This window comes from Streptomyces sp. SGAir0957, from assembly GCF_043523415.1.
On record NZ_CP027293.1, the window covers coordinates 7,518,608 to 7,539,634 of the forward strand.

General features: G+C 72.5%; 17 protein-coding genes. 6 read left to right on the forward strand and 11 right to left on the reverse strand.

Features of this window, described 5'->3' with window-relative positions:
- The first annotated feature begins 29 nt into the window (after positions 1 to 29).
- Entirely contained in the window at positions 30 to 1,265 is a 1,236-nt protein-coding gene (locus tag C1N81_RS38935; RefSeq protein ID WP_394436110.1) for an IS256 family transposase, read from the forward strand.
- 135 nt (positions 1,266 to 1,400) lie between these two features.
- Positions 1,401 to 2,093, forward strand: coding sequence for a site-specific integrase (locus C1N81_RS38940; RefSeq protein WP_394436111.1), 693 nt, complete (start codon positions 1,401 to 1,403; stop codon positions 2,091 to 2,093).
- A gap of 61 nt (positions 2,094 to 2,154) precedes the next feature.
- On the opposite strand, the gene C1N81_RS38945 is transcribed toward C1N81_RS38940, so the two are convergent.
- From C1N81_RS38945 to xylB, 6 genes are all read right to left on the reverse strand, one after another.
- Positions 2,155 to 3,678, reverse strand: a complete 1,524-nt coding sequence (locus C1N81_RS38945) for an acetaldehyde dehydrogenase ExaC (RefSeq protein WP_394436112.1) — start codon at positions 3,676 to 3,678, stop codon at positions 2,155 to 2,157.
- A 158-nt stretch (positions 3,679 to 3,836) separates the two neighbouring features.
- Positions 3,837 to 5,108: a GAF domain-containing protein gene (locus C1N81_RS38950; protein ID WP_394436113.1), complete on the reverse strand. Its 1,272-nt coding sequence runs from the start codon at positions 5,106 to 5,108 to the stop codon at positions 3,837 to 3,839.
- Between the two features lie 123 nt (positions 5,109 to 5,231).
- Positions 5,232 to 5,855: an N-acetylmuramoyl-L-alanine amidase gene (locus tag C1N81_RS38955; RefSeq protein ID WP_394436114.1), complete on the reverse strand. Its 624-nt coding sequence runs from the start codon at positions 5,853 to 5,855 to the stop codon at positions 5,232 to 5,234.
- Positions 5,856 to 6,000: 145 nt separating this feature from the next.
- A complete protein-coding gene (locus tag C1N81_RS38960; RefSeq protein ID WP_394436115.1) occupies positions 6,001 to 7,023 on the reverse strand; it encodes an acetamidase/formamidase family protein in 1,023 nt (340 codons plus the stop codon).
- A 350-nt stretch (positions 7,024 to 7,373) separates the two neighbouring features.
- Complete coding sequence (locus C1N81_RS38965) at positions 7,374 to 8,567, reverse strand: ROK family protein (protein ID WP_394436116.1); 1,194 nt, start codon at positions 8,565 to 8,567, stop codon at positions 7,374 to 7,376.
- Positions 8,568 to 8,939: 372 nt separating this feature from the next.
- Positions 8,940 to 10,427: a xylulokinase gene (gene xylB / locus C1N81_RS38970; protein WP_394436117.1), complete on the reverse strand. Its 1,488-nt coding sequence runs from the start codon at positions 10,425 to 10,427 to the stop codon at positions 8,940 to 8,942.
- Between the two features lie 139 nt (positions 10,428 to 10,566).
- Between xylB and xylA the strand changes: the two genes are divergently transcribed.
- The 4 genes from xylA to C1N81_RS38990 all read left to right on the forward strand — a co-directional run bounded on the left by xylA (position 10,567) and on the right by C1N81_RS38990 (position 14,231).
- Complete coding sequence (xylA, locus tag C1N81_RS38975; RefSeq protein ID WP_394436118.1) at positions 10,567 to 11,733, forward strand: xylose isomerase; 1,167 nt, start codon at positions 10,567 to 10,569, stop codon at positions 11,731 to 11,733.
- Positions 11,734 to 12,199: 466 nt separating this feature from the next.
- Positions 12,200 to 12,478 carry a hypothetical protein gene (locus C1N81_RS38980; protein ID WP_394436119.1) on the forward strand — a complete coding sequence of 93 codons (279 nt, stop codon included), beginning with the start codon at positions 12,200 to 12,202 and terminating at the stop codon, positions 12,476 to 12,478.
- Positions 12,479 to 12,541: 63 nt separating this feature from the next.
- The gene (locus tag C1N81_RS38985) at positions 12,542 to 13,048 is read left to right on the forward strand and encodes a GNAT family N-acetyltransferase (protein WP_394436120.1); all 507 of its coding nucleotides are present in this window, start codon (positions 12,542 to 12,544) and stop codon (positions 13,046 to 13,048) included.
- A gap of 85 nt (positions 13,049 to 13,133) precedes the next feature.
- A complete protein-coding gene (locus C1N81_RS38990) occupies positions 13,134 to 14,231 on the forward strand; it encodes a substrate-binding domain-containing protein (protein WP_394436121.1) in 1,098 nt (365 codons plus the stop codon).
- A gap of 105 nt (positions 14,232 to 14,336) precedes the next feature.
- Here C1N81_RS38990 and C1N81_RS38995 read toward each other — a convergent pair whose 3' ends face one another.
- From C1N81_RS38995 to C1N81_RS39015, 5 genes are all read right to left on the reverse strand, one after another.
- The gene (locus C1N81_RS38995; protein WP_394436122.1) at positions 14,337 to 16,805 is read right to left on the reverse strand and encodes a polysaccharide lyase 8 family protein; all 2,469 of its coding nucleotides are present in this window, start codon (positions 16,803 to 16,805) and stop codon (positions 14,337 to 14,339) included.
- A gap of 127 nt (positions 16,806 to 16,932) precedes the next feature.
- Entirely contained in the window at positions 16,933 to 18,327 is a 1,395-nt protein-coding gene (locus C1N81_RS39000) for an NADP-dependent succinic semialdehyde dehydrogenase (RefSeq protein ID WP_394436123.1), read from the reverse strand.
- Between the two features lie 118 nt (positions 18,328 to 18,445).
- A complete protein-coding gene (locus C1N81_RS39005; protein WP_394436124.1) occupies positions 18,446 to 18,925 on the reverse strand; it encodes an NUDIX domain-containing protein in 480 nt (159 codons plus the stop codon).
- 4 nt (positions 18,926 to 18,929) lie between these two features.
- Positions 18,930 to 19,598 (reverse strand): response regulator transcription factor, encoded by a 669-nt coding sequence (locus C1N81_RS39010; protein WP_394436125.1) that lies wholly within the window; start codon positions 19,596 to 19,598, stop codon positions 18,930 to 18,932.
- Positions 19,591 to 20,967 carry a sensor histidine kinase gene (locus tag C1N81_RS39015; protein WP_394436126.1) on the reverse strand — a complete coding sequence of 459 codons (1,377 nt, stop codon included), beginning with the start codon at positions 20,965 to 20,967 and terminating at the stop codon, positions 19,591 to 19,593. Before C1N81_RS39015 ends, C1N81_RS39010 begins: the two co-directional genes overlap by 8 nt.
- Positions 20,968 to 21,027 lie beyond the last annotated feature (60 nt).

Consider the following 21,027-nt stretch of genomic DNA (forward strand, 5'->3'; position numbering starts at 1 on the left):
TAGCGAAGCTCGTTGAGAGAGGTGACACGATGGCCTTGTCCCAGCATGACCTACTCCGGCTGATGGAGTCACTGCGTACGGCGGACGGAATCGAGTTGATCAGGGTCCTGGCCCAGCGGATCCTGCAGGAACTCATCGAGGCCGAGGCCAGCGCCCACATCGGCGCCGAGCCGGGCGAGCACGCCGAGACCCGGATCACCTGGCGCAACGGGCACCGGGACAAGCTGCTGACCACGCAGGCCGGCGATCTGGACCTGACCATTCCCAAAGTCCGCACCGGGGCCTTCTTCCCCAGCCTGCTCGAGCGACGGCGCCGGATCGATCAGGCCCTCTACGCCGTGATCATGGAGGCATACGTGCTGGGCGTCTCCAACCGGTCGGTCGACGACCTCGTCAAAGCGCTGGGCGGTGACAGCGGCATCTCCAAGAGCGAGGTCTCCCGGATCTGCGGCGACCTGGACACCCAGCTGGCCATCTTCCGCGACCGGCCGCTCAGTCACACCCGCTTCCCTTACGTCTACCTTGACGCCACCTACTGCAAGGTCCGCGTCAACCACCAGATCGTCTCCCAGGCCGTGGTCATCGCCACCGGCATCACCGAGGACGGCAACCGCGAGGTGCTGGGCGTCATGGTCGGCGACAACGAGACCGAGGTCTTCTGGGCCGCATTCCTGCGCTCCCTGCGCTCACGCGGCCTGGCCGGGGTCCGCCTGGTCATCGCCGATCACCACAGCGGCCTGGTCGCCGCGATCCGCAAGATCATGCTCGGCGCCGCCTACCAACGCTGCCGCGTGCACTTCCTGCGCAACGTCTTCGGCGTGATCCCGAAAGGATCCGGCGAGATGGTCGCCGCGACGATCCGCACCATCTTCGCCCAGCCCACCGCGGAACTGGTCCGCCAGCAGCTCGACACCGTCGCCGACATGCTCGTCCGGCAGTTCCCGCAGGTCAGCCAGATGCTCCTCGATGCCAAGGAGGACCTGACCGCCTTCGCGGTCTTCCCCGCCCAGCACTGGAAGAAGATCCAGTCCACGAACCCGCTGGAGCGGATCAACCGGGAGATCAAGCGGCGCACGGACGTCGTGCAGGTCTTTCCCAACCCCGAAGCCCTGTTACGGCTGACAACCGCCGTGCTCAGCGAGATGCACGACGAATGGATCGCCTTCGCCCGCCGCTACCTCTCCGAAGGAAGCATGGACGCGATCTACACGGACCACGACACTCGAGACGAACTCCCAACGACTACACCACCACAGGGGACGTGACCGTGGACCGCCCCCGAAGTCGCCGACCAAGTCGATCCCGACTGCGTGCCGAACCCGGCTCAAGTGGCACGACTGCTCGCCGCTGCCAGAGCTCTGCCTGGTCGAGGCCCGCACCTGTACGCATTCTTCGGCTGCATGTACTACGCGGCCATGCGTCCGGCTGAGGTCATCCATCTGCAGAAGTCTCAATGCCGCCTACCGGCGAGCGGCTGGGGGCTGCTCAACCTGAAGGGGGGCGTCGTGACGGCTGGGAAGAGCTGGACAGATGACGGCGATGTCTATGAGATCCACTCGCTGAAGCGACGAGCGGCCAAGGCCACGCGGCCGGTGCCCATACCGCCCGTGCTCGTGCGCATGCTTCGCGAACACATAGAACGCTTCGGAGTCGCCCCAGATGGGCGTCTCTTCCGCAATGGAAAGAACAACTACGTCGAGGCCGCAGCGTATGGCATCACATGGGGGCGGGCGCGCGAGGCAGCTCTCACCCTCGACGAACATGCCCTTGAGTTGACGAAGCGCCCCTACGACCTTCGCCACGCCGGCATCTCGTTCTGGCTCGCGTCCGGAGTCGACCCGGCGGAGTGCGCGCGCCGAGCGGGACAGAGCATCCAGGTTCTCTTCCGCTACTACGCCAAGTTTCTCGCCGAAGCACGAAACCACGCCAACAGTCTGATCGAGGAGTCGATGCGTCGATGGGAAGCCCCGGCGGACGACGAGGAGGGGGCCTTAGCGGGATCCTGGCCCGGAAATGCCCCGGAACAGCTGGTCAGGGGTGGGACACCGGTGGGAGATATCGGGAGTAGGGGTGTATTTCTCCCTGCCGCTTAGTAGCGCTCCGTGAAGGGCGCCTGACGGGAAAATGCCCTGCTCAGGCGCCCTTTTTTGATGTCTAGAAGAAGCCCAACTTCTGCGCCGAGTACGACACGAGGAGGTTCTTCGTCTGCTGGTAGTGGTCCAGCATCATTTTGTGGTTCTCGCGGCCGATTCCCGACTGCTTGTAGCCGCCGAACGCCGCGTGCGCCGGGTACGCGTGGTAGCAGTTCGTCCAGACTCGGCCCGCCTGGATCGAGCGGCCCGCGCGGTAGGCCGTGTTGATGTCGCGGGTCCAGACGCCGGCGCCGAGGCCGTACAGGGTGTCGTTGGCGATCTTGATGGCGTCGTCGTAGTCGGCGAACGAGGCGATGGAGACGACCGGGCCGAAGATCTCCTCCTGGAAGACGCGCATCCGGTTGGAGCCCTCGAAGATGGTGGGCTGGACGTAGTAGCCGCCCGCCAGTTCACCGTCGTACTCGATGCGTTGGCCGCCGGTGAGGACCTTCGCGCCTTCCTGCTGGCCGATGTCCAGGTAGGAGAGGATCTTCTGGAGCTGGTCGTTCGAGGCCTGGGCGCCGATCATCGTCTCCGTGTCGAGCGGGTGGCCGGGCTTGATGGCCTCGGTGCGGGCGACCGCCGCTTCGAGGAACTCGTTGTAGTGACCCTGCTGGATGAGCGCGCGGGACGGGCAGGTGCAGACCTCGCCCTGGTTCAGGGCGAACATCGTGAAGCCTTCGAGCGCCTTGTCGCGGAAGTCGTCGTCCTTGGCCCAGACGTCGTCGAAGAAGATGTTCGGGGACTTGCCGCCGAGTTCGAGCGTGACCGGCTTGATGTTCTCCGAGGCGTACTGCATGATCAGGCGGCCTGTCGTGGTCTCGCCCGTGAAAGCGACCTTCGCCACGCGTGCGCTGGAGGCCAGCGGCTTGCCCGCCTCCACGCCGAAGCCGTTGACGACGTTCACGACGCCCGGCGGGATCAGGTCCGAGACCAGGCTCAGCCAGAAGTGGATCGAGGCCGGGGTCTGCTCGGCCGGCTTGATGACGACCGCGTTGCCCGCCGCGAGCGCCGGGGCCAGCTTCCACGTCGCCATCAGGATCGGGAAGTTCCACGGGATGATCTGCGCGACCACGCCGAGCGGCTCATGGAAGTGGTAGGCCACCGTGTCGTCGTCGATCTCGGAGAGGCTGCCCTCCTGCGCCCTGACCGCGCCCGCGAAGTAGCGGAAGTGGTCGATGGCGAGAGGGATGTCGGCGGCGAGCGTCTCGCGGACCGGCTTGCCGTTCTCCCAGGTCTCGGCGACGGCGAGCTGTTCGAGGTTGGCCTCCATCCGGTCGGCGATCTTGTTGAGGATGTCGGCGCGGGCCCCGGCGGAGGTGCGGCCCCAGGCGGGCGCGGCGGCGTGCGCGGCGTCGAGGGCGCGCTCGACGTCCTCCGCGGTGCCGCGCGCGATCTCCGTGAACGGCCGGCCGTTGACCGGGCTCGGGTTCTCGAAGTACTGGCCGCGGGCGGGCGCAACGTACTCGCCGCCGATGAAATGGTCGTAACGGGCCTGGTAGGAGACGACGGAGCCCTCGGTGCCGGGCGCGGAGTAACGGGTCATCTTGGCTGGCCTCTCCTTGCGGGCCACCCGCCGTTGGGCGGCCGTCGCCGTGGAGGCTAGGGATCCGGACGTTGCAGCCACGTTGCGTGGGGGACCGGGAGCTGTGTCGATCGGTGGGGGTGAGGCGCGTCGCTGAGTCGCTTCGTTGCGTCGCCTCGTTACATCGCGTGCGGGCCCCAGGCGCTCCCCTGGTCCTCGTCGAGCGCGGCGAGCCGGGACAGGATCGGTGGGGTCGGGCGGACCGTCGCCAGCGCCTGCCACACGTCCAGGTCGTCCTCGCCCCACGGGGCGTGCGCCCAGTCGGAGAGGAGGTCCGGGTCGCCGCGTGCGATGAGCGCCGCGCGCAGCCCGTCCGCCAGCTCGCGGCGCAGCCGGACCACCGCCGGTGCCTGCGACGCCGGGAGCAGCGGGCCCGTGTACGCGGACGCCGCCGCCGTCACCGCGCCCGTGTCGAGGCGCCGCTCGACCGTGGTCAGGTCCGACTCCACCGGAACCGTCAGCCGGTACGGGCGCGACGTCAGCACATCGGGGCCGAGCACCCGGCGCAGACGCGCGAGTTCGGCCCGCAACGTCACCGGGGTCACCGACTCGTCCTCGTACAGGCGGCAGAGCAGTTCGTCACCGGTCAGGCCCTGGGGGTGGCGGGAGAGGAGGACGAGCAGCTCGCTGTGGCGGCGGCTCAGGCGGATCTTGTGGCCGGACGACGTGAGCAGGAGCGCCTCGTCGCGACCCAGGGCGAACAGGCGCAGGGCGGGGCGGTTCACCGGCGCCGGCGTGAGCAGCGCCAGCTGGGACTCGGCCGCGCGCGCCACCGCCTGCACGAACGCCAGGCTGTGCGGGTGCGCGAGCCCGTCCCCGCCGGTGATGTCGACCGCGCCGAGCAGCCGCCCCGAGTGCGGGTCGTGCACCGGGGCCGCCGCGCACGTCCACGGCTGCACCCGGCGGATGAAGTGTTCGGCGGCGAAGACCTGCACGGGCCGGTCCACCGCCACCGCCGTGCCCGGCGCGTTGGTCCCCATCGCCGACTCCGACCAGCGGGCGCCCGGCACGAAGTTCATGCCGCCCGCCCTGCGCCGGGTCGACGGATGCCCCTCGACCCACAGCAGGCGTCCCTGGGCGTCGCACACCGCCAGAAGATGCTCGCCGTCCGTCGCGAACGTGCCCATCAGCTCGCGGAACAGCGGCATCACCCGTGCGAGGGGGTGCTCCGCGCGGTACGCCCCGAGATCGCCGTCGGTCAGCTCCACCGCCGCCGACGCGTCCGGGTTCACGTGCGCGCCCGCCGAACGGCGCCAGGAGTCGGCGACCACCGGGCGGACCGGGCGGGCGACGGTGCCCGCCGCCGTGAACCGGTCATGGGCGGTGCGCAGCGCCCGGACCCGCTCGGCCGGATCGGCGCCGGGCTCAAGGGCGACCCAGGGATCGGACAAGTCGGCCTCCAGGTACGGCGGGGCGGTGCAGCGGCGCGGCACGGCGATGCGGTGGGAACATCGTCGCTCCGCGGACGCGGGCCCACAAGAAGCCGGGCCTGGACCGCCGTCAGCAAACCACCGCTATGCGAAGTTGACCATCCGTATGTACCGTGACCAGTCCCAGTACGGGCCCGGATCGGTGTGGTCGGTCCCCGGCACCTCGACGTGGCCGAGGATGTGTTCCCGGTCCATGGGAATCCCGTACCGCGCGCAGACCGAGGCGGTCAGCGCCGCCGACGCCTCGTACATCGCGTCGGTGAAGTACGCGGGCTTGTCGACCCAGCCCTCGTGCTCGATGCCGATGCTGCGCGTGTTGTAGTCCCAGTTCCCCGCGTGCCAGGCGATGTTCTTCTCCCGTACGCACTGCGCGATGTGCCCGTCGGCCGAGCGGACCAGGTAGTGGGTGGACACCTGCTTGGCCGGGTTCTGGAAGATCTTGACCGCGTCGGCGTACGTCTCCTGCGTGACGTGGATGACGACGTAGTCGATCCGGTACGAGGACGGGCGGCTGGAGACCGTGTAGTTGGACGTGCTGGCGGGGACGGACTCCGCCGACGGGTAGTCGACGGCCCGCGCCTGCGCACCGGCCCGGCCCGCGGGCAGCAGCACACCGGGGATCGCGGCCGCGGCCCCTGCCTGGAGAAGCCGGCGGCGGCCGGGGTGGTGCCGTCGAGAGTTGCCGGAGGGGTGTCTTGCCTGGTCCATGACGGTCCTGCCTTTCGTGGGGGTGCCTTTCATGGGGGGTCCGTGGAGCCGTGGAGCCGTGGAGGTGCGGAGGTGCGGAGGTGCGGAGGTGCGGAGGTGCGGGGGTGTGGGGCGTGGGGGAGAGGGGGCAGAGCGGCGACCGTGCTCAGCGCTCGGGGCGCGGCAAGGTCGTCGCTATCTCGCGCAACCGCGCGTGCAGCCCGCGGTGCGTCTCGCGCGCGGGCAGCCACTCCTTGCGGAGCTTGGCCACGCACGTGTAGTTGGTGTCGCAGACGTTCGCGAGCGGCGACTCGACGGTCTGCGTCGCGAACTGGTAGGCGTCCAGCTCGCTGAAGCCGTAGTCCCGGACGAGCCATTGCACCAGGTCCAGTTGAGAGATCCGGAAGGCGTCCTCCAGAGGGCGCGCGGAACCCGTCGAGATGATGTGCGTGTCCGATTCGATGCGCGGCCAGGGTGTGGCCACACCCTTGAGCAGCTCCACGACGACGACCGTGCGCATCGCGCACTCGACGGCGACGCCGCACGTCTCGCCCTCGCCCTGGCGCGCGTGTCCGTCACCGAGGCTCAGCAGGGCGCCCTCGACGTTGACCCCGAGGTAGCAGGTGACGCCCGCGCGCATCTCGGGTGTGTCCATGTTGCCGCCGTGCGCGTCCGGGACGAGGGCGGAGCGCACCTCCAGGTTGGCCGGCGCGACGCCGACCGTGCCGTGCATCGGGTCCATCGGCAGCTCGGCCGTGAACGCGCTGTCCCGCGCCGTGAATCTGGCGGTGCGGCGCGCACGGTCCAGCTCCCAGATCCAGACCGTCTCCGGCAGCGGCGGCTGGAGCGTGGCCGTGGTGTGCGTGGAGGTCAGCGCCCCGAAGAGCGGCACGGTGGTGGACGCGGCCCAGTCCCGGGCGGGCTCGATCGACACGAAGTGCACCGCGACCGTGTCGCCCGGCTCGGCGCCCTCGATGTGGAACGGGCCCGTCTGCGGGTTCAGGTACGGGAACTCGCACACCTGCGACACGAGGTCCTTCTCCGAGCGGACGCGGCCCGCGAAACAGTCCTCCGTGAACAGGTCCAGGACCGTGCCCGGCGCAATACGGGCGATGGGCGGGGCGCCGCCGAACGTCCAGGCGTACGTCCCGGGTTCCGGCCGGACGGTGAGCATCCGCGGGTCGCTCATGAGAATCCCCTCCCCGTGCGCACGCCGCCACCCGTTCGGACGGGAGGGGATTCGGCGCCTCGCGTGAAGTACGTTACGGGGCTCGCCGGTTGGCGCGGAAGGGGGTGCGGGGCGCCTGTGGATAACCCGCGCGATGTGAACACCGCACGTCAGAGGTCCGAACCAGTGGCGGCGATGTTGTTGTCGGCGGTCCCGGCGGCCCCGGCGGCCCCGGCGGCCCCGCGGGTCCGGTCGACGGCTCCGGCGGGTCCGGTCGACGGCTCCGGCGCCCATTCCGTGGGCCCCGGCCCCGTCACCCGTCCCGCCGGTTACGTCACCCATCTCACTGGCCACGCCATCCGCCCCGTCGGCTACGCCGCCCGCACCACACCCATCGGGTCATCGAGCACCGCCCGCACCACCGAGTACGCCGCGCCGAGCAACGGGCCGTCCGAGCCGAACCGGGAGACGGCGACGCCGTCCGACGGGGTCGCCGTGCGGCCCGTCAACTCGCTCTCCAGGGAGGGGAGCAGCCACGGTGCGAGACGGGACAGCGCGCCGCCGAGCACCACCGCGCGCGGGTCGAGCAGGTTGACCGCGCCGGTCAGCGCGATGCCGAGTGCGGTGCCCGCGTCCCGCAGGGCGCTCCGGGTCGCCGCGTCGCCCGCCTCGGCCCGTTCCGCCAGCAGCGAGACACGGTCCGCGCCCGGTGCGACGCCCGCCGCGCGCAGGACCGCCTCCTCGCCCGCGTACTGTTCGAGGCAGCCGCGTCCGCCGCACGGGCAGGCCGGGCCGTCGGGGCGGACGGGGACGTGTCCCAGTTCGCCCGCGAACCCCCTTGTACCGCGCAGGAGTTGGCCGTCCACCACGAGGGCCGCGCCGATACCGATCTCCGCCGAGACGTGCAGGAAGTCCGCCGGGGAATCGGCGGCGAGCCAGAGTTCGGCGAGCGCGCCGAAGTTGGCCTCGTTGTCGACGCGCAGCGGTACCTCGCACGGCAGCAGTGCGGCCACGTCCGTGTCGTGCCAGTCCAGGTTCGGGGCGCGGACGACGGTGTGCGTGCCGCGCGCCACCAGACCCGGCACCGCGACGGAGAGCCCCGCCGGACGCAGCCCCTCGGCCGCGGCCTCCTCGGTGACCTGCCGCACCAGCGCGGCCAGGTCGTCGAGTACGGGGCCGGGCGCGCGCCCCCGGTTGCCGACCCGGAGTTCGGCCCGGGCCCGTACCTCGCCGCGCAGGTCCACCGCGCACGCCGCGAGGTGATCGACGCCCACCTCGGCGCCCAGCCCGGCGGGGCCCTGGCCGCTGACCGCGAGCGCGGACCCGGGCCGGCCCACCCCGCCGGGTCGCTGTGGGCCGAGCTCCTCCAGGAGACCGGCCCGGATCAGCTCGTCGACGAGGGTGGAGACGGCGGCCCGGGTCAGCCCGATCCGCCCCGCCACAGCGGCCCGCGACAACGGGCCCTCGGCGGCGACGGCGTGCAGGACGCGGGACAGGTTGCGCCGACGCATGCCCTGCTGATTGTCGGGCGTCCCCGCCCGGGGACGGTGCAATGGTGCGGTCATGCGGTCATGCTCCCAGGGTGGACGGGCGCGGCCACGCGCAGGTCGGCGACGGGGGCGCCGGCGCGGCGCCTCGCGGACGGGTTGAGCGTCTGGGCCGAGCACCCGGCGCAGCGCCTGACGCCCAGAGCCGGGCGGCCCCGGGTAGGCCCGGTAACTTGACGCCCAGCGTGCGCAGGGCGCCCCGGTCCGGGCGGCCTGGGTGCTTGCCGGCCGTACCCGGACTCCCGCGCAGGCCTGACGGCCAGAACCGAACGGCTTGCGTGCCGGACAGCCAGGCGTGGGCCCTGAGCAGACCCGCCCCCACCTGGCGCCCGGATCACGGCGCCCCGCGCACCCCGAACCAGCCCGAACATGCCCGGCGGCGCCCGCCCCTCAGCTCCCCTCCAGCAACCCCGCCGCCCCCCGCAGCACCCCCGAAACCCGCTCCAGCGTCGCCTCGTCCCGCTCCACCGCGTTGAGGACCGGTCCCCGTGCCGTGTTCCAGCGGCGCGCCACCGCCGCCGGGTCTTCGCCGGTGAGGAGGCCCGCGGCCTGGGCGGCGGCGCCGAGGGCGACGAGTTCGCGGGCCTCGGGGACCTGGACGGGGCGGCCGGAGAGGCGGCGTACCGTCTGCTGCCAGGCCGTGCCGCGCGCGCCGCCGCCGATCAGCAGAAGCGGCGTGGAGCGGTCGGCGTCGTCGTCCAGGACGCGGTCGAGGGCGTCGAGGAGGGCGTGCACGGCACCGTCGTACGCGGCCTGGAGGAGTTGTCCGGCGGTGGTGTCGTGGCGCAGGCCCGTCAGCAGGCCGGAGGCGTGCGGGAGATCGGGCGTCCGCTCGCCGTCCAGGTAGGGCAGGATCGTCGCCGTGCCGCCTCCTTCGACGGCCTCCCGGTCCAGGCCGAGCAGCGAGGCGATCCGGTCCACGGCGAGGGTGCAGTTCAGGGTGCAGGCGAGCGGCAGCCAGTCCCCGTGCGCGGCGGCGAAACCGGCGACGGTGCCGGTCGGGTCCGTCGGCCTGCGGCGCGACACCGCGTACACCGTGCCGGACGTGCCGAGGCTCAGGACGGGGGTGCCGGGGAGCAGGCCGAGGCCGAGCGCGGCGGCGGCGTTGTCCCCGGTGCCGGCGGCGATCAGCGTGCCCTTGGAGAACGGCAGGTCGTCGTCCTGGACGGTGCCCGCGACCTCGCCGGGTGCGACCACCCTCGGCAGCAGCGCCGGGTCGAGTCCGACGTGCCCGAGGATCTCCTCGTCGTAGGCCTCGGTCGCCGACGCCCACCATCCCGTGCCGGACGCGTCGCCGCGATCCGTCGTACCCGAACCCGGACCCATACCCGGACCCGCGCCAGTACCCGTACCCGTACCGGCGCCCATGAGGCGTCCCGTCAGATAGTCGTGCGGGAGGCGGACGGCCGCCGTCGCGCGGACCGCCTCCGGCTCGTGCTCGGCCAGCCACGCCCACTTCGACACGGTGAAGGACGCCCCGGGCACGCTGCCGAACCGGTCCGCCCACACCTTCGCCCCGCCCAGTTCCTCCACCAGGCGGCGGGCCTGCGGCGCGGAGCGCACGTCGTTCCAGAGCAGCGCGGGACGCACCGGGCGGCCCCGCGCGTCGAGCGTCACCAGGCCGTGCTGCTGCCCGCCGACCGAGACGGCGGACGCCTGGCGCGCCGCGTCACCGCATTGGGCGAGCGCCGTGCGCAGCGCGGTGTACCACTCCTCGGGGTCGCTCTCGCGCCCCGCGCCCGAGGTGACCGTGTGCGGGGCCTGCCCGCTGGCCACGATCTCGCCGGTGGCGACATCGACGACCAGGGCCTTCGTGGACTGCGTGGAGCTGTCCACCCCGACGACGTACGGCCCGAGGGGGCCCTCGGCAGCTGACATGCGGCTCTCCTGATTTTCCGGCGGTACCGGGAGTGGCTCTTCCCAGCGGCGTGCCCGCATACTAATTTGTAAAGCGCCATGACGAAATAGGCGGGCGGCACGACATTGCCATGTCCGCGAACGGCGAGGGAGCCGCAAGATGACGTACCAGCCCACCCCCGACGACAAGTTCACCTTCGGTCTCTGGACGGTCGGCTGGCAGGGCCGAGACCCGTTCGGCGACGCCACCCGGCCGGCGCTCGACCCCGTCGAGTCCGTGCAGCGCCTGTCCGAGCTGGGTGCGCACGGCGTCACGTTCCACGACGACGACCTGATCCCCTTCGGCTCCTCCGACAGCGAGCGCGAGGGCCACATCAAGCGCTTCCGGCAGGCGCTCGACGCCGCGGGCATGGTCGTGCCGATGGCCACGACGAACCTGTTCACGCACCCCGTCTTCAAGGACGGCGGCTTCACCGCCAACGACCGCGACGTCCGCCGCTACGCGATCCGCAAGACCATGCGCAACATGGACCTCGCCGCCGAACTCGGCGCCAAGACGTACGTCGCCTGGGGTGGCCGCGAGGGCGCCGAGTCCGGTGGCGCCAAGGACGTGCGCGCCGCCCTCGACCGGATGAAGGAGGCCTTCGACCTGCTCGGCGAGTACGTCATCGAGCAGGGCTACGACCTCAAGTTCGCCATCGAGCCCAAGCCGAACGAGCCCCGCGGCGACATCCTCCTGCCCACCGTCGGCCACGCCCTCGCCTTCATCGAGCGCCTCGAGCGCCCGGAGATGTACGGCGTCAACCCCGAGGTCGGCCACGAGCAGATGGCCGGGCTCAACTTCCCGCACGGCATCGCGCAGGCGATCTGGGCCGGCAAGCTCTTCCACATCGACCTCAACGGCCAGTCCGGCATCAAGTACGACCAGGACCTGAGGTTCGGCGCGGGTGACCTGCGCGCCGCGTTCTGGCTCGTCGACCTCCTGGAGACCGCCGGGTACGAGGGCCCCCGCCACTTCGACTTCAAGCCGCCGCGGACCGAGGACTTCGAGGGCGTCTGGGCGTCGGCCGCGGGCTGCATGCGCAACTACCTGATCCTCAAGGACCGCGCCGCCGCCTTCCGCGCCGACCCGGAGGTCCAGGAGGCGCTGCGCGCGTCGCGCCTGGACGAGCTGGCGCAGCCGACCGCGGCCGACGGCCTCGCCGGCCTCCGCGCGGACAAGTCCGCGTTCGAGGAGTTCGACGTGGACGCGGCGGCCGAGCGCGGCATGGCGTTCGAGCGCCTGGACCAGCTGGCGATGGACCACCTGCTGGCCGCACGCGGCTGAGCCCGTACGTGAACGGAGGCGGCTCCCCGGGGCGTGTGATGCCCCGGGGAGCCGCCTTGTCGCGTGAGGGGGCACGCGCCTGCCGTAGCCAAGGGCTCAACTTCCCTTCCTAGGGCGCGCATTGTCGCCAACGCGCATTGTCGCCAACGCGCATTGTCGCCAAAGGGTCGCGCGGCGGCGCCACGGCCGGGATTCTGGGCGTATGGCCACGCCTCCGCCGCCCCCGCCACCTCCGCAGCAGCCGCCCTGGCCGCCCAGTGACCCACCGCCCCCGGGCAGCGGCGGGTTCGGACCTCCGGCCGGAGGGTCGTTCGGTGGGCCACCACCTGAAGGTCCACCGCCCGATGGGCCACCACCTGAAGGGCCACCGCCCGGTGGGCCACCACCTGATGGGCCACCGCCCGATGGGCCGCCACCCCATGGGCCGCCCGGAGGGCCGCGCGGCCCGGGGCGGCGCCCCTATCTGGTGCTCGCCGCCCTTGTCGGCCTCGCCGTGGTCGTCGCCGTTGTCGTGATCCTGGTGACGCGCTCCTCGGACGACGGTGACGGCAAGTCCCCTGGCGACCAGGACCGGACAGCCCGCCCCTCGCCCTCGCTGAGCATCCCGAGTGAGCTTCCGAGCGCATTGCCGAGCGGATTGCCGAGCAAGTTGCCGAGCGAACTCCCCAGTGAGCTGCCCAGCGCGTTGCCGTCGGAACTGCCTTCCGGATTGCCCAGCGAGATCCCCAGCGGCCTGCTGCCCTGAGTACGCCGCACCAGGACCGCCCGCGCACCAGGACCGCCCGCGACGCGCTGCGATACTGCGGCCGTGAACAACCGTACGAGCCTTCCCGCCTGGTCACTGCGGCCCGCCGGGGCGGACGACATCGAGGCCATAGTCGAACTGCGCGCCGTGGTCATGCGCCCCGATCTCGAACGGCTCGGCCGGTACGACCCGCACCGGGTGCGGCAGCGGTTCCGGGACTCGTTCGCTCCGGGGCTCACGTCCGTGGTCGAGGCGGACGGTTCGTTCGCCGGGTGCGTCACCTTGCGGCCCGACGGGGACCGGCTGCTCCTCGAGCACTTCTACCTCGCGCCCGCGCTCCAGGGCCGCGGACTCGGCTCGGCCGTGTTGCGCGGCCTCCTGGACCGGGCCGACGCGGACAGCCGGGCCGTCCGGCTCAACGTGCTCACGGGCAGCCCGGCCCGGCGCCTGTACGAACGGCACGGTTTCGTCCTGGAGTCGCAGGACCCGGTGGACGTCTTCATGATCCGCACGCCGCGTCCCGCCCCGCGTCGTACAGCCCCGCTCCGTCCTGCCGACGGATCGTTCTGAGCGCATGTGATCGATACGATGATGCGGCCGTCCGGGGAAGTCGGCGGGCGGGCCGGGGCAGGGACCAGCGGGGAGGGCCGGACTCATGCGGCTGCACGTCGATCGGCGCCACGCGCGCGTGCTGGAACTGCTGCGGGAGCGCGGCACCTTGCGCGTCGCCGATCTCGCCCGTGAGCTGGACGTCTCGCCGGTCACGCTGCGCCGCGACGTCGAGACGCTCGCCGCGCAGGGCAGGCTCCAGCGCCTGCACGGCGCGGTGGTGTGGCCGGGGGAGGACGACACCGCCGCGTCCCCGGAGCCGGCCGGGGCATCCGCCGAGGGCGCCGTCATCGGCATGGTCGTGCCGACCACCGAGTACTACTACGCCGAAGTCGTGCGCGGCGCCCGGGAGGCCGTGGAGGAGCGTGGCGCCCGCCTCGTCGTGGCCCTGTCGCGGTACCTGCCCGGCGAGGACTCCGTCCAGGTCGACCGGTTGCTCGACGCGGGGGCCGACGGGCTGCTCCTGACGCCCAGCTGGGAGCGGGGCGTGCCGGGCCCGGGGGAGGGGCTGCGGATCACCGAGCGGCCCGTGCCGACGGTCCTCGTCGAGCGGTCGGCCCCGCACGGCCACCCGGCCGCCGCCCTCGACCGGGTCCGCTCGGACCACGCCCACGGCGCCGCCGAGGCCGTCCGCCACCTCGCCTCGCTCGGCCACCGCACGCTGACCCTGGCCGCCCAGGAGTCGCCCACCAGCGCCCAGCTGCGGCAGGGCTACGAGGCGGCCGTCGCGGCGCTCGGGCTGAGCGGCGTCCCCGGACCGCCGCCGCCAAGGGAGCCCGCCGCCACGGAGTCCGAGCGGTTCGACCGCGCCTTCGCGTTCCTGCGCGACGCGGTCGGGGAGCGCGGGGTGACCGCCGCGATCCTGCACAGCGACGCCGACGCGCTCGTCCTCGTACCCCGCCTCCGGGCGCACGGCGTCCGGGTGCCCGAGGACCTCTCCGTGATCACGTACGACGACGAGATCGCCGCCCTCGCCGACCTGCCGCTCACCGCGGTGGCCCCGGCCAAACGCACCGTGGGCCGCCGCGCCGCCGAACTCCTCCTGTCCCGGCTGACCGCGCCCGTCGGCGCCGGTGAACCGGGTCAGCACATCGACGTCCTGCCGCAGCTGCACATCCGCGCGTCCTGCGCCGCCGCCCCGTGAACGGTCGCCCCAGCGGAGGGTCACCTCAGCCGGACTGCCACCTGTTCCGTGCCGTCACCTCATCCGTGCCGTCACCTCATCCGTGCCGTCACCCCGTCCGTACCGTCACCTCAGCCGTACGGTCACCTTCTGCGAGATCCCGCCCGTCGCGCTCAAGTCACCGAAGGACAGGCGTAGTTCGCTGCCGGTCGTCGCCCCCGTCACCGTGCCCGGCTTCGACGTCACCGCGCGCACCGGGCGCCGCCAGACCAGCGTGGCCGCCTTCACCGACCGGTTCGGGTCGGCCACCGTGACCGTCGCCGTGCCGTCCCGCTTCTCGCGGATCTGCACGATCAGCGGGGCGTCCACGGTGACCCGGCCGACCGTCCCGGGCTCCCAGAACGTCGCGCCGGTGAAGCCGAGGGACGGGACGCGGACACCCTGGCGGGCGCCGGAGTTGGCGTCGACGCGCAGCCAGTTCCGGTCGAGGGCCCGCGCCGCCGTGCGCAGTTCGGTGGCGCCCGGCATCAGCACGTAGGCGTAGGAGGCGTCCGTGGGGTCGGTGCCGTGGTCGGCGAGCAGGGAGACGTAGCGGCGTGTGACGGGGTCGGCCGAGCCGCCGCCGTTGATCGACTTCCAGGTGCCCGTGCGTTCTTCGCGGAACGCCGTCAGGGACGTACCGCCGGGGAAGACGTAGCCGCCGTGGCCCGCCACATGCGCCCACCGCGCGCGCGGGAACGTCGCGTTCCAGGGGTGGCGGGTCGGCTGGGCGTGGCCGTCGACCGTCAGGCGTGCCGTGCCGGTCGCCCCCAGGTTGCGGGTGTCGAAGACGCTCTCCGCGCCCGCCCCGTCGGCGCTGGTGATGCCCGCGCCCAGGCACACCACGGCGTCGTCGAGGAAGAACCACGACTTCTTCGCCCGCAATGTCGACGACAGGCCGCGCACGTCCTGGGCGAGCGCCGCGTACGTGCCGTCCGTCGCGCCGCCCACCCACGTCGTGTCCGGCCGGGCCACGCCCCACGCGCCGCCCTCCGCGTCCGCGAGCGGCTTGCGCGAGACCGTGGTGCCGGGCAGCCGGTACGGGTCGACGGTCGGCCAGTACCCGTCGCTGTACTGGCCGCCGCCCGCCGCTCCGGAGCCCTCGGCCCACCAGGAGAGCAGGCCCGACCCGGTGTGCCAGCCCCGGACGTTCTCGCCGTTGCCGTTCTCGTAGAACGTGATCGCCTTCGAGGACATGGAGACGGACGCCGTGAACGTCTTGCCGCGGTGTGTCGCCCGCGCCATCGACGGAAACACGTGGTGGCCTGTCGGCTCGGCGGCCGGCTTCACCGCGGAGTCGGCCAGGAGCGAGGTCACGCGGGACAGCGCGGCGACCCCGAGCGTGCGGCCGCTCGTCACGTCGCTGTAGTGGTCCCGCGTGTACCAGCCCTTGGCGAGCGCCCGCCAGCGCGCGTTCTCCTCGGCGCTCGCGCCCTGCCCGAGCAGCAGGATCGAGGCGATGATCGCGTGCCCGCGCGCGTGGTCGTCCTGCTGGATCCTCAGCGGGTCGGTGGCGACCAGGCCGCGGCTGATGGCCCGCCCGGACACGTTGTCCATCATCAGCCCGTCGTGCAGGAACGGGGCGTAGGCGTCCTCCACCGAGTCCAGGAAGATCTGCCGCCCGCTGTCGGTGATCGCCCAGGTGGAGCCGCCGAGCAGCGCGAACAGCTTGCTCAGGCCGTCGATGAGGACGGCGCCGTAGGAGCCGGTGTACGGCACGTAGGTGTGCTGGATCAGCGAGCCGTCGGCGTACAGGCCGTCGCCGGAGGTGACGTACGGGAAGACCGGCGAGATGGCGTCCCGCGCGAGCGCGACCTTCGCCGCCGTGCCGTCGAGGATGCCGCGAAGGGCGAGGACACGGCACAGGTCGATGCGGTTGGCGCCGGTGCTCGTACCGGTGTACTTCGCGACCAGCGAGTCCGGCACGAAATGGTCGATCGCCTCGACCGCCGCCGTCAACCGGTCCGAGCCGAGGTGCTCGTACATCAGGATCGCGATGTCGAGGAGCCGCTGCGGGGCGCCGATCTGGAAGTTGTACCAGTTGCCGTACTGGGCCTGTGACTTGTTGTAGACCTGCGCGCTCAGGTGGTCGACGGCGGTGAGGACGGCGGTCCTGAGCGACGCGTCGCCGGTCAGGCCCGTCCCCGGCTGGCAGAAAGCCTCCGCCATCAGCCGGACGCGCTCGTAGCTGGTCTGGATCTTCTCCGAGTAGCCGTACGACTCGGTGTCCGTGTCGGGGTCGGGGTCGCCGAACACCGCGTCCGGCCACAATGAGCCGTCCGCCGGGGCCATCGCGTCGCGCCACGCCCTGGCCTGCGTGCCGAGCGTGGCGAGCTTCGACCTGAAGGGCTCGGCGGTGGGGCTGAAGCCCTCACCGAGGTACAGCGCCCGCCATTTCGCCCGCAGGGCGGCGAACTCGTCGCCCTCGTCCGCGGCGGCGGCCACCCCCTGCCGGGGGAGTCCGACGGCGAGGGCGGCCCCGGCGGCCGCCGCCGTGCCGAGGAAGCCGCGCCGGGACCAGTGCGGGAAGGGTGAGGAGGGCGTCTGCGACGTCATGAAAGGCTCCGGATGCTGGAGTGACCGCTGGGAGTAAGCGGTTTCTAGCATCCGGAGTTTCAAACGCTCAAGAGGATCGACCAAGTTGAGCGTTTCGATCGATTGAGGAACTCTCCCTGCGTACGGCTCAGGCCGCGACCCACACCGTCGTGATGTTGCAGAACTCCTTGATCCCGTGGCCCGCCAGCTCGCGCCCGTACCCGGACCGCTTCGCGCCGCCGAACGGCAGCGCCGGGTGCGAGGCCGTCATGCCGTTCACGAAGACGCCGCCGGCCTGGCTGTCGCGGGCGAACCGCTCGATCTCGTCCTCGTCCCCGGTCCACAGGTTGGAGCTGAGGCCGAACGGGGTGTCGTTGGCGACCGCGATCGCCTCGTCCAGGTCCGCGACCCGGTACAGGGTGGCGACCGGGCCGAACGTCTCCTCGCGGTGGATCCGCATCTCGGGCGTGATGTCCGTGAGGACCGTCGGCTCGTAGAACCAGCCGCGGTCCGCCAGCTCCTTCGGCCGCTGCCCGCCGCACAGCACGGTCGCGCCGCCCTCCACTGCGTCGTCGACCAGCTCCTCCAGATCCTTGCGGCCCTGCTCGCTGGAGAGCGGGCCGACGTCCGTCGACTCGTCGAGCGGATCACCCACGGTCAGCTCCCGCATCCCCGCCACGAACGCGTCCCGGAACTCCTCGAAGACGTCCTCGTGCACGATGAACCGCTTCGCCGCGATGCACGACTGACCGTTGTTCTGCACCCGGGCCGTCACCGCCGTCTTCGCCGCCTTGGCGATGTCCGCCGACGGCATGACCAGATACGGGTCGCTGCCGCCCAGCTCCAGGACCGTCTTCTTCACCTCGTCACCCGCGATCGAGGCGACGGAGCGGCCCGCGGGTTCGCTGCCCGTCAGGGTCGCGGCCGCCACGCGCTCGTCGCGCAGGATGTTCTCGATCTCCCCGGAGCCGACCAGGAGCGTCTGGAAGCAGCCCTCCGGGAATCCGGCCCGGCGGAACAGGTCCTCCAGGTAGAGAGCGGTCTGCGGGACGTTCGAGGCGTGCTTGAGCAGGCCCACGTTCCCGGCCATCAGGGCGGGCGCGGCGAACCGGACGACCTGCCACAGCGGGAAGTTCCACGGCATCACGGCGAGCACGACCCCGACGGGCCGGTAGCGCACGACAGCGCGGGACGCCCCCGAGTCCTGGACGTCGGACTCGGCGGGGTGCTCGTCGGCCAGCAGGTGCTGGGCGTTCTCCGCGTACCAGCGCATAGCCTTCGCGCACTTCGCCGCCTCGGCGCGGGCCGCCGCGATCGGCTTGCCCATCTCCGTCGTCATGACGCGCGCGATGTCCGGGGTGTCGGCGTCCAGCAGGTCGGCTGCCTGCTGGAGCATCCTCGCCCGGTCGAAGAACGTCGTCGTGCGGTACGAGTCGAACGTCCGGGCCGCCAGGGCCAGCTTCTGCTCGATGTCCTCGGAGGAGAGGGCGTCGTATGTCTTCAGCGTCTCGCCGTTCGCGGGATTGACCGTCGCGATGGGCATGGGGCGACCTCCTGAGCGGGTTTCTTCGACCTTCCCGCGCGGCGCACGGGAGCGCAACGCGGGATGTCCCCGCGTACCCGGAGGAATCGCCGTCAGACGTGGCCGCGGGACCCGGCGATCAGAGGTGCTCGGCGAGCCGGTCCAGGAACACCGCCTGCGCCTTCACGACGACCTCGCGCGCCGCGTCGAGGCCGAACCACGCGACGCGGTCCAGCTCGGGGAACTCGGCGATCCGGCCCGAACCGCGCGGCCACTCCATCGTGAACGTGCCCGGCACCATCTCCGCCGGGTCGAAGTCCCCCTCCACCGCCCACGCGGTGACGCGCTTCCCGCTCGACTGCACCGTCTCGCCGAGCGGCAGCGGGGTCCCGTCCGGCGCGGGCAGCCCCAACTCCTCCTGGAATTCGCGCCGCGCCGCGTCCCAGGGTGCCTCGTCCGGCTCGTACTCACCCTTGGGCACGCTCCACGCCCCCGCGTGCTTGCGCGCCCAGAACGGGCCGCCCATGTGCCCGAGCAGCACCTCGGGCCCGGCGGGGGCGCGGCGGAAGAGGAGCAGGCCCGCGCTGCGTTTCGTGCGCTTCGTCGTGCCGTCAGCCATACGGTCATTCTCCGCGCAAGTACTGGAGGACCGCGAGCACCCGGCGGTTGTGGTCCTCCGACGGGGGCAGTCCGAGTTTGCCGAAGACCGCCGCGACGTGCTTCTCGACGGTGCCCGCCGAGACGTGCAGGGACTGGGCGATCGCCGCGTTCGAGCGGCCCTCGGCCATCAGGGTCAGCACGTCCCGCTCCCGGCCGGTGAGCGAGCCCAGTTTCGCCGTCCGCCGCCCCGCACCGGCCAGCTGTGTCACCACCTCGGGGTCGAGCGCGGTGCCGCCCGCCGCGACGCGGGCGAGCGCGTCGGTGAACTCGGCGACGTTCGCCACCCGCTCCTTCAGCAGATACCCGACGCCCGCCGAGCCCTCGGCCAGCAGCCGGGTGGCGTACTTCGTCTCGATGTACTGGGAGAAGAGGAGCACGCCGGTGCCGGGGTGCTCGCGGCGCACGTCGATCGCGGCCCGCAGCCCGTCGTCGGTGTGGGTCGGCGGCATCCGGATGTCGACGACCGCCACATCGGGCCGGTGCTCCGCCACCGCGGCGCGCAGCCCGTCGGCGTCGGCGACGCCCGCGCAGACCTCGTGCCCGCGCAGGGTGAGCATCTGGGTGAGCAGCTCGCGCAGGACGGCTGCGTCCTCGGCGACGACCACGCGCACAGCGAGCCTCCGGTCAGGCATGGGGCGGCAACTGTACCGACACCGACGTGGGGCCGCCCGGCGGGCTCGCCACCTCCAGCGTCCCGTCCACCGTCCGCACCCGCCGGACCAGGCCCGCGAGGCCCCCCTCGGGGACGATCCGCGCCCCGCCCCGCCCGTCGTCCGTCACCCGCAGGCGCAACGTGCCCTCGCCGGACGCCAGTTCCACCCGGCAGTGCCGCGCCCCGCTGTGCTTGATGGCGTTGGCGAGCAGCTCCGCCGCGCAGAAGTACGCGAGGGACTCGATCGCCGGGGTCGGCCGCGCGGGGAGGTCCACGCGCACGTCGACGGGGAGCGGCGCGCGGGCCGCGAGCGTCGTCAGGGCGTCCGCGAGACCGCCGTCGAGGGCCGCGGGGTGCAGGCCGCGCGCCAGGTCGCGGAGTTCGGTCAGCGCCGCCGCCGCGTTGTCCCGGGCCGTCTCCACCAGCCGGCGCACCCCGGGGCGGTCCCGGGTGTCGAGCTGTTCGCGGATCATGTCCAGGCTCATCGCGAGGGCGACGAGGCGGACCTGCGCCCCGTCGTGCAGGTCGCGCTCCAGGCGCCGAAGCCGCGCGGTGGCCTCGTCGACCGCGAGGGCCCGGGTCTCCTCCAGGTCCCGTACGCGCTCGGCGAGCCGGTCGGGGCCGAGCAGCGCCCGTACGAGCCGGCGGTCCACGGCGACGGCCGCGCGGGTCGGCCACGGAGCGGCCACGAGCACCGCGCACCCCACGACGGCCGCCGCGAACGCCGCGCCCGGCGAGCGCAGCGCGGGAGAGCCGCCCCAGGGCAACGGGGTCACCAGGTGCAGGTCGTCCGGTGTGAACACCCACCGCACCGGCGCGATCAGGTTGACCGCCCCGACCACCCACCACGACACCGCGTACAGGCTCACCAGCGCCAGCGGCAGCTTCACCGCCAGGTACGCGACGGCCCGCCACGCCGCCGCGTCCCGCAGCCGGGCCTCGGCGCGCGCGAAGACCCCGCCGCCCGACGGGGGTACGCCCGGCGCCGGGACCGCCTCCCCCAACAGGGCGTTCGCCAGGCGCCGTTGCAGCGCGCCGAGGGAGCGGGCCAGGGCGAGGCCGCCGAGCAGGAACAGTCCGCCGAGGACCGCGCCGACGAGGGTCAGCGTGAACGCCGTGCCCAGGGCCAGGGCGACCAGGACGAGCAAAAATCCCGCGACCGCGGGGACGTAGGACAGGAGGCTGTAAGCCGCCTCCGCCCACGCCCGCCGCGTCAGGGGCGCCCGCAGGACCGTGCCCAGGGTCGGCCGCTCACGCATCGCGGCGCCCGAGGACGCGCCGGTGCGGCCGTACCTCCTGGCGCGCCCCAAGATCCGGGTGCGACCCCGATCCCTGGCTTCCTTGATCATTCCGCCCCCTGGCCCGCCCTGCCCCTGTGCCGCTCGTGCGTGATCCACGGTAGGGACGCG

What these genes read in the sequence shown, in the direction of transcription:
- C1N81_RS38935 (WP_394436110.1), top strand. Translation starts at nt 30, where the DNA reads ATGGCCTTGTCCCAGCATGACCTACTCCGGCTGATGGAGTCACTGCGT.
- C1N81_RS39010 (WP_394436125.1), bottom strand. Translation starts at nt 19,598, where the DNA reads ATGCCTGACCGGAGGCTCGCTGTGCGCGTGGTCGTCGCCGAGGACGCA.
- C1N81_RS38945 (WP_394436112.1), bottom strand. Translation starts at nt 3,678, where the DNA reads ATGACCCGTTACTCCGCGCCCGGCACCGAGGGCTCCGTCGTCTCCTAC.
- xylB (WP_394436117.1), bottom strand. Translation starts at nt 10,427, where the DNA reads ATGTCAGCTGCCGAGGGCCCCCTCGGGCCGTACGTCGTCGGGGTGGAC.
- C1N81_RS39000 (WP_394436123.1), bottom strand. Translation starts at nt 18,327, where the DNA reads ATGCCCATCGCGACGGTCAATCCCGCGAACGGCGAGACGCTGAAGACA.
- C1N81_RS39005 (WP_394436124.1), bottom strand. Translation starts at nt 18,925, where the DNA reads ATGGCTGACGGCACGACGAAGCGCACGAAACGCAGCGCGGGCCTGCTC.
- C1N81_RS38990 (WP_394436121.1), top strand. Translation starts at nt 13,134, where the DNA reads ATGCGGCTGCACGTCGATCGGCGCCACGCGCGCGTGCTGGAACTGCTG.
- C1N81_RS38960 (WP_394436115.1), bottom strand. Translation starts at nt 7,023, where the DNA reads ATGAGCGACCCGCGGATGCTCACCGTCCGGCCGGAACCCGGGACGTAC.
- C1N81_RS38995 (WP_394436122.1), bottom strand. Translation starts at nt 16,805, where the DNA reads ATGACGTCGCAGACGCCCTCCTCACCCTTCCCGCACTGGTCCCGGCGC.
- C1N81_RS38965 (WP_394436116.1), bottom strand. Translation starts at nt 8,567, where the DNA reads ATGACCGCACCATTGCACCGTCCCCGGGCGGGGACGCCCGACAATCAG.
- xylA (WP_394436118.1), top strand. Translation starts at nt 10,567, where the DNA reads ATGACGTACCAGCCCACCCCCGACGACAAGTTCACCTTCGGTCTCTGG.
- C1N81_RS39015 (WP_394436126.1), bottom strand. Translation starts at nt 20,967, where the DNA reads ATGATCAAGGAAGCCAGGGATCGGGGTCGCACCCGGATCTTGGGGCGC.
- C1N81_RS38940 (WP_394436111.1), top strand. Translation starts at nt 1,401, where the DNA reads ATGTACTACGCGGCCATGCGTCCGGCTGAGGTCATCCATCTGCAGAAG.
- C1N81_RS38955 (WP_394436114.1), bottom strand. Translation starts at nt 5,855, where the DNA reads ATGGACCAGGCAAGACACCCCTCCGGCAACTCTCGACGGCACCACCCC.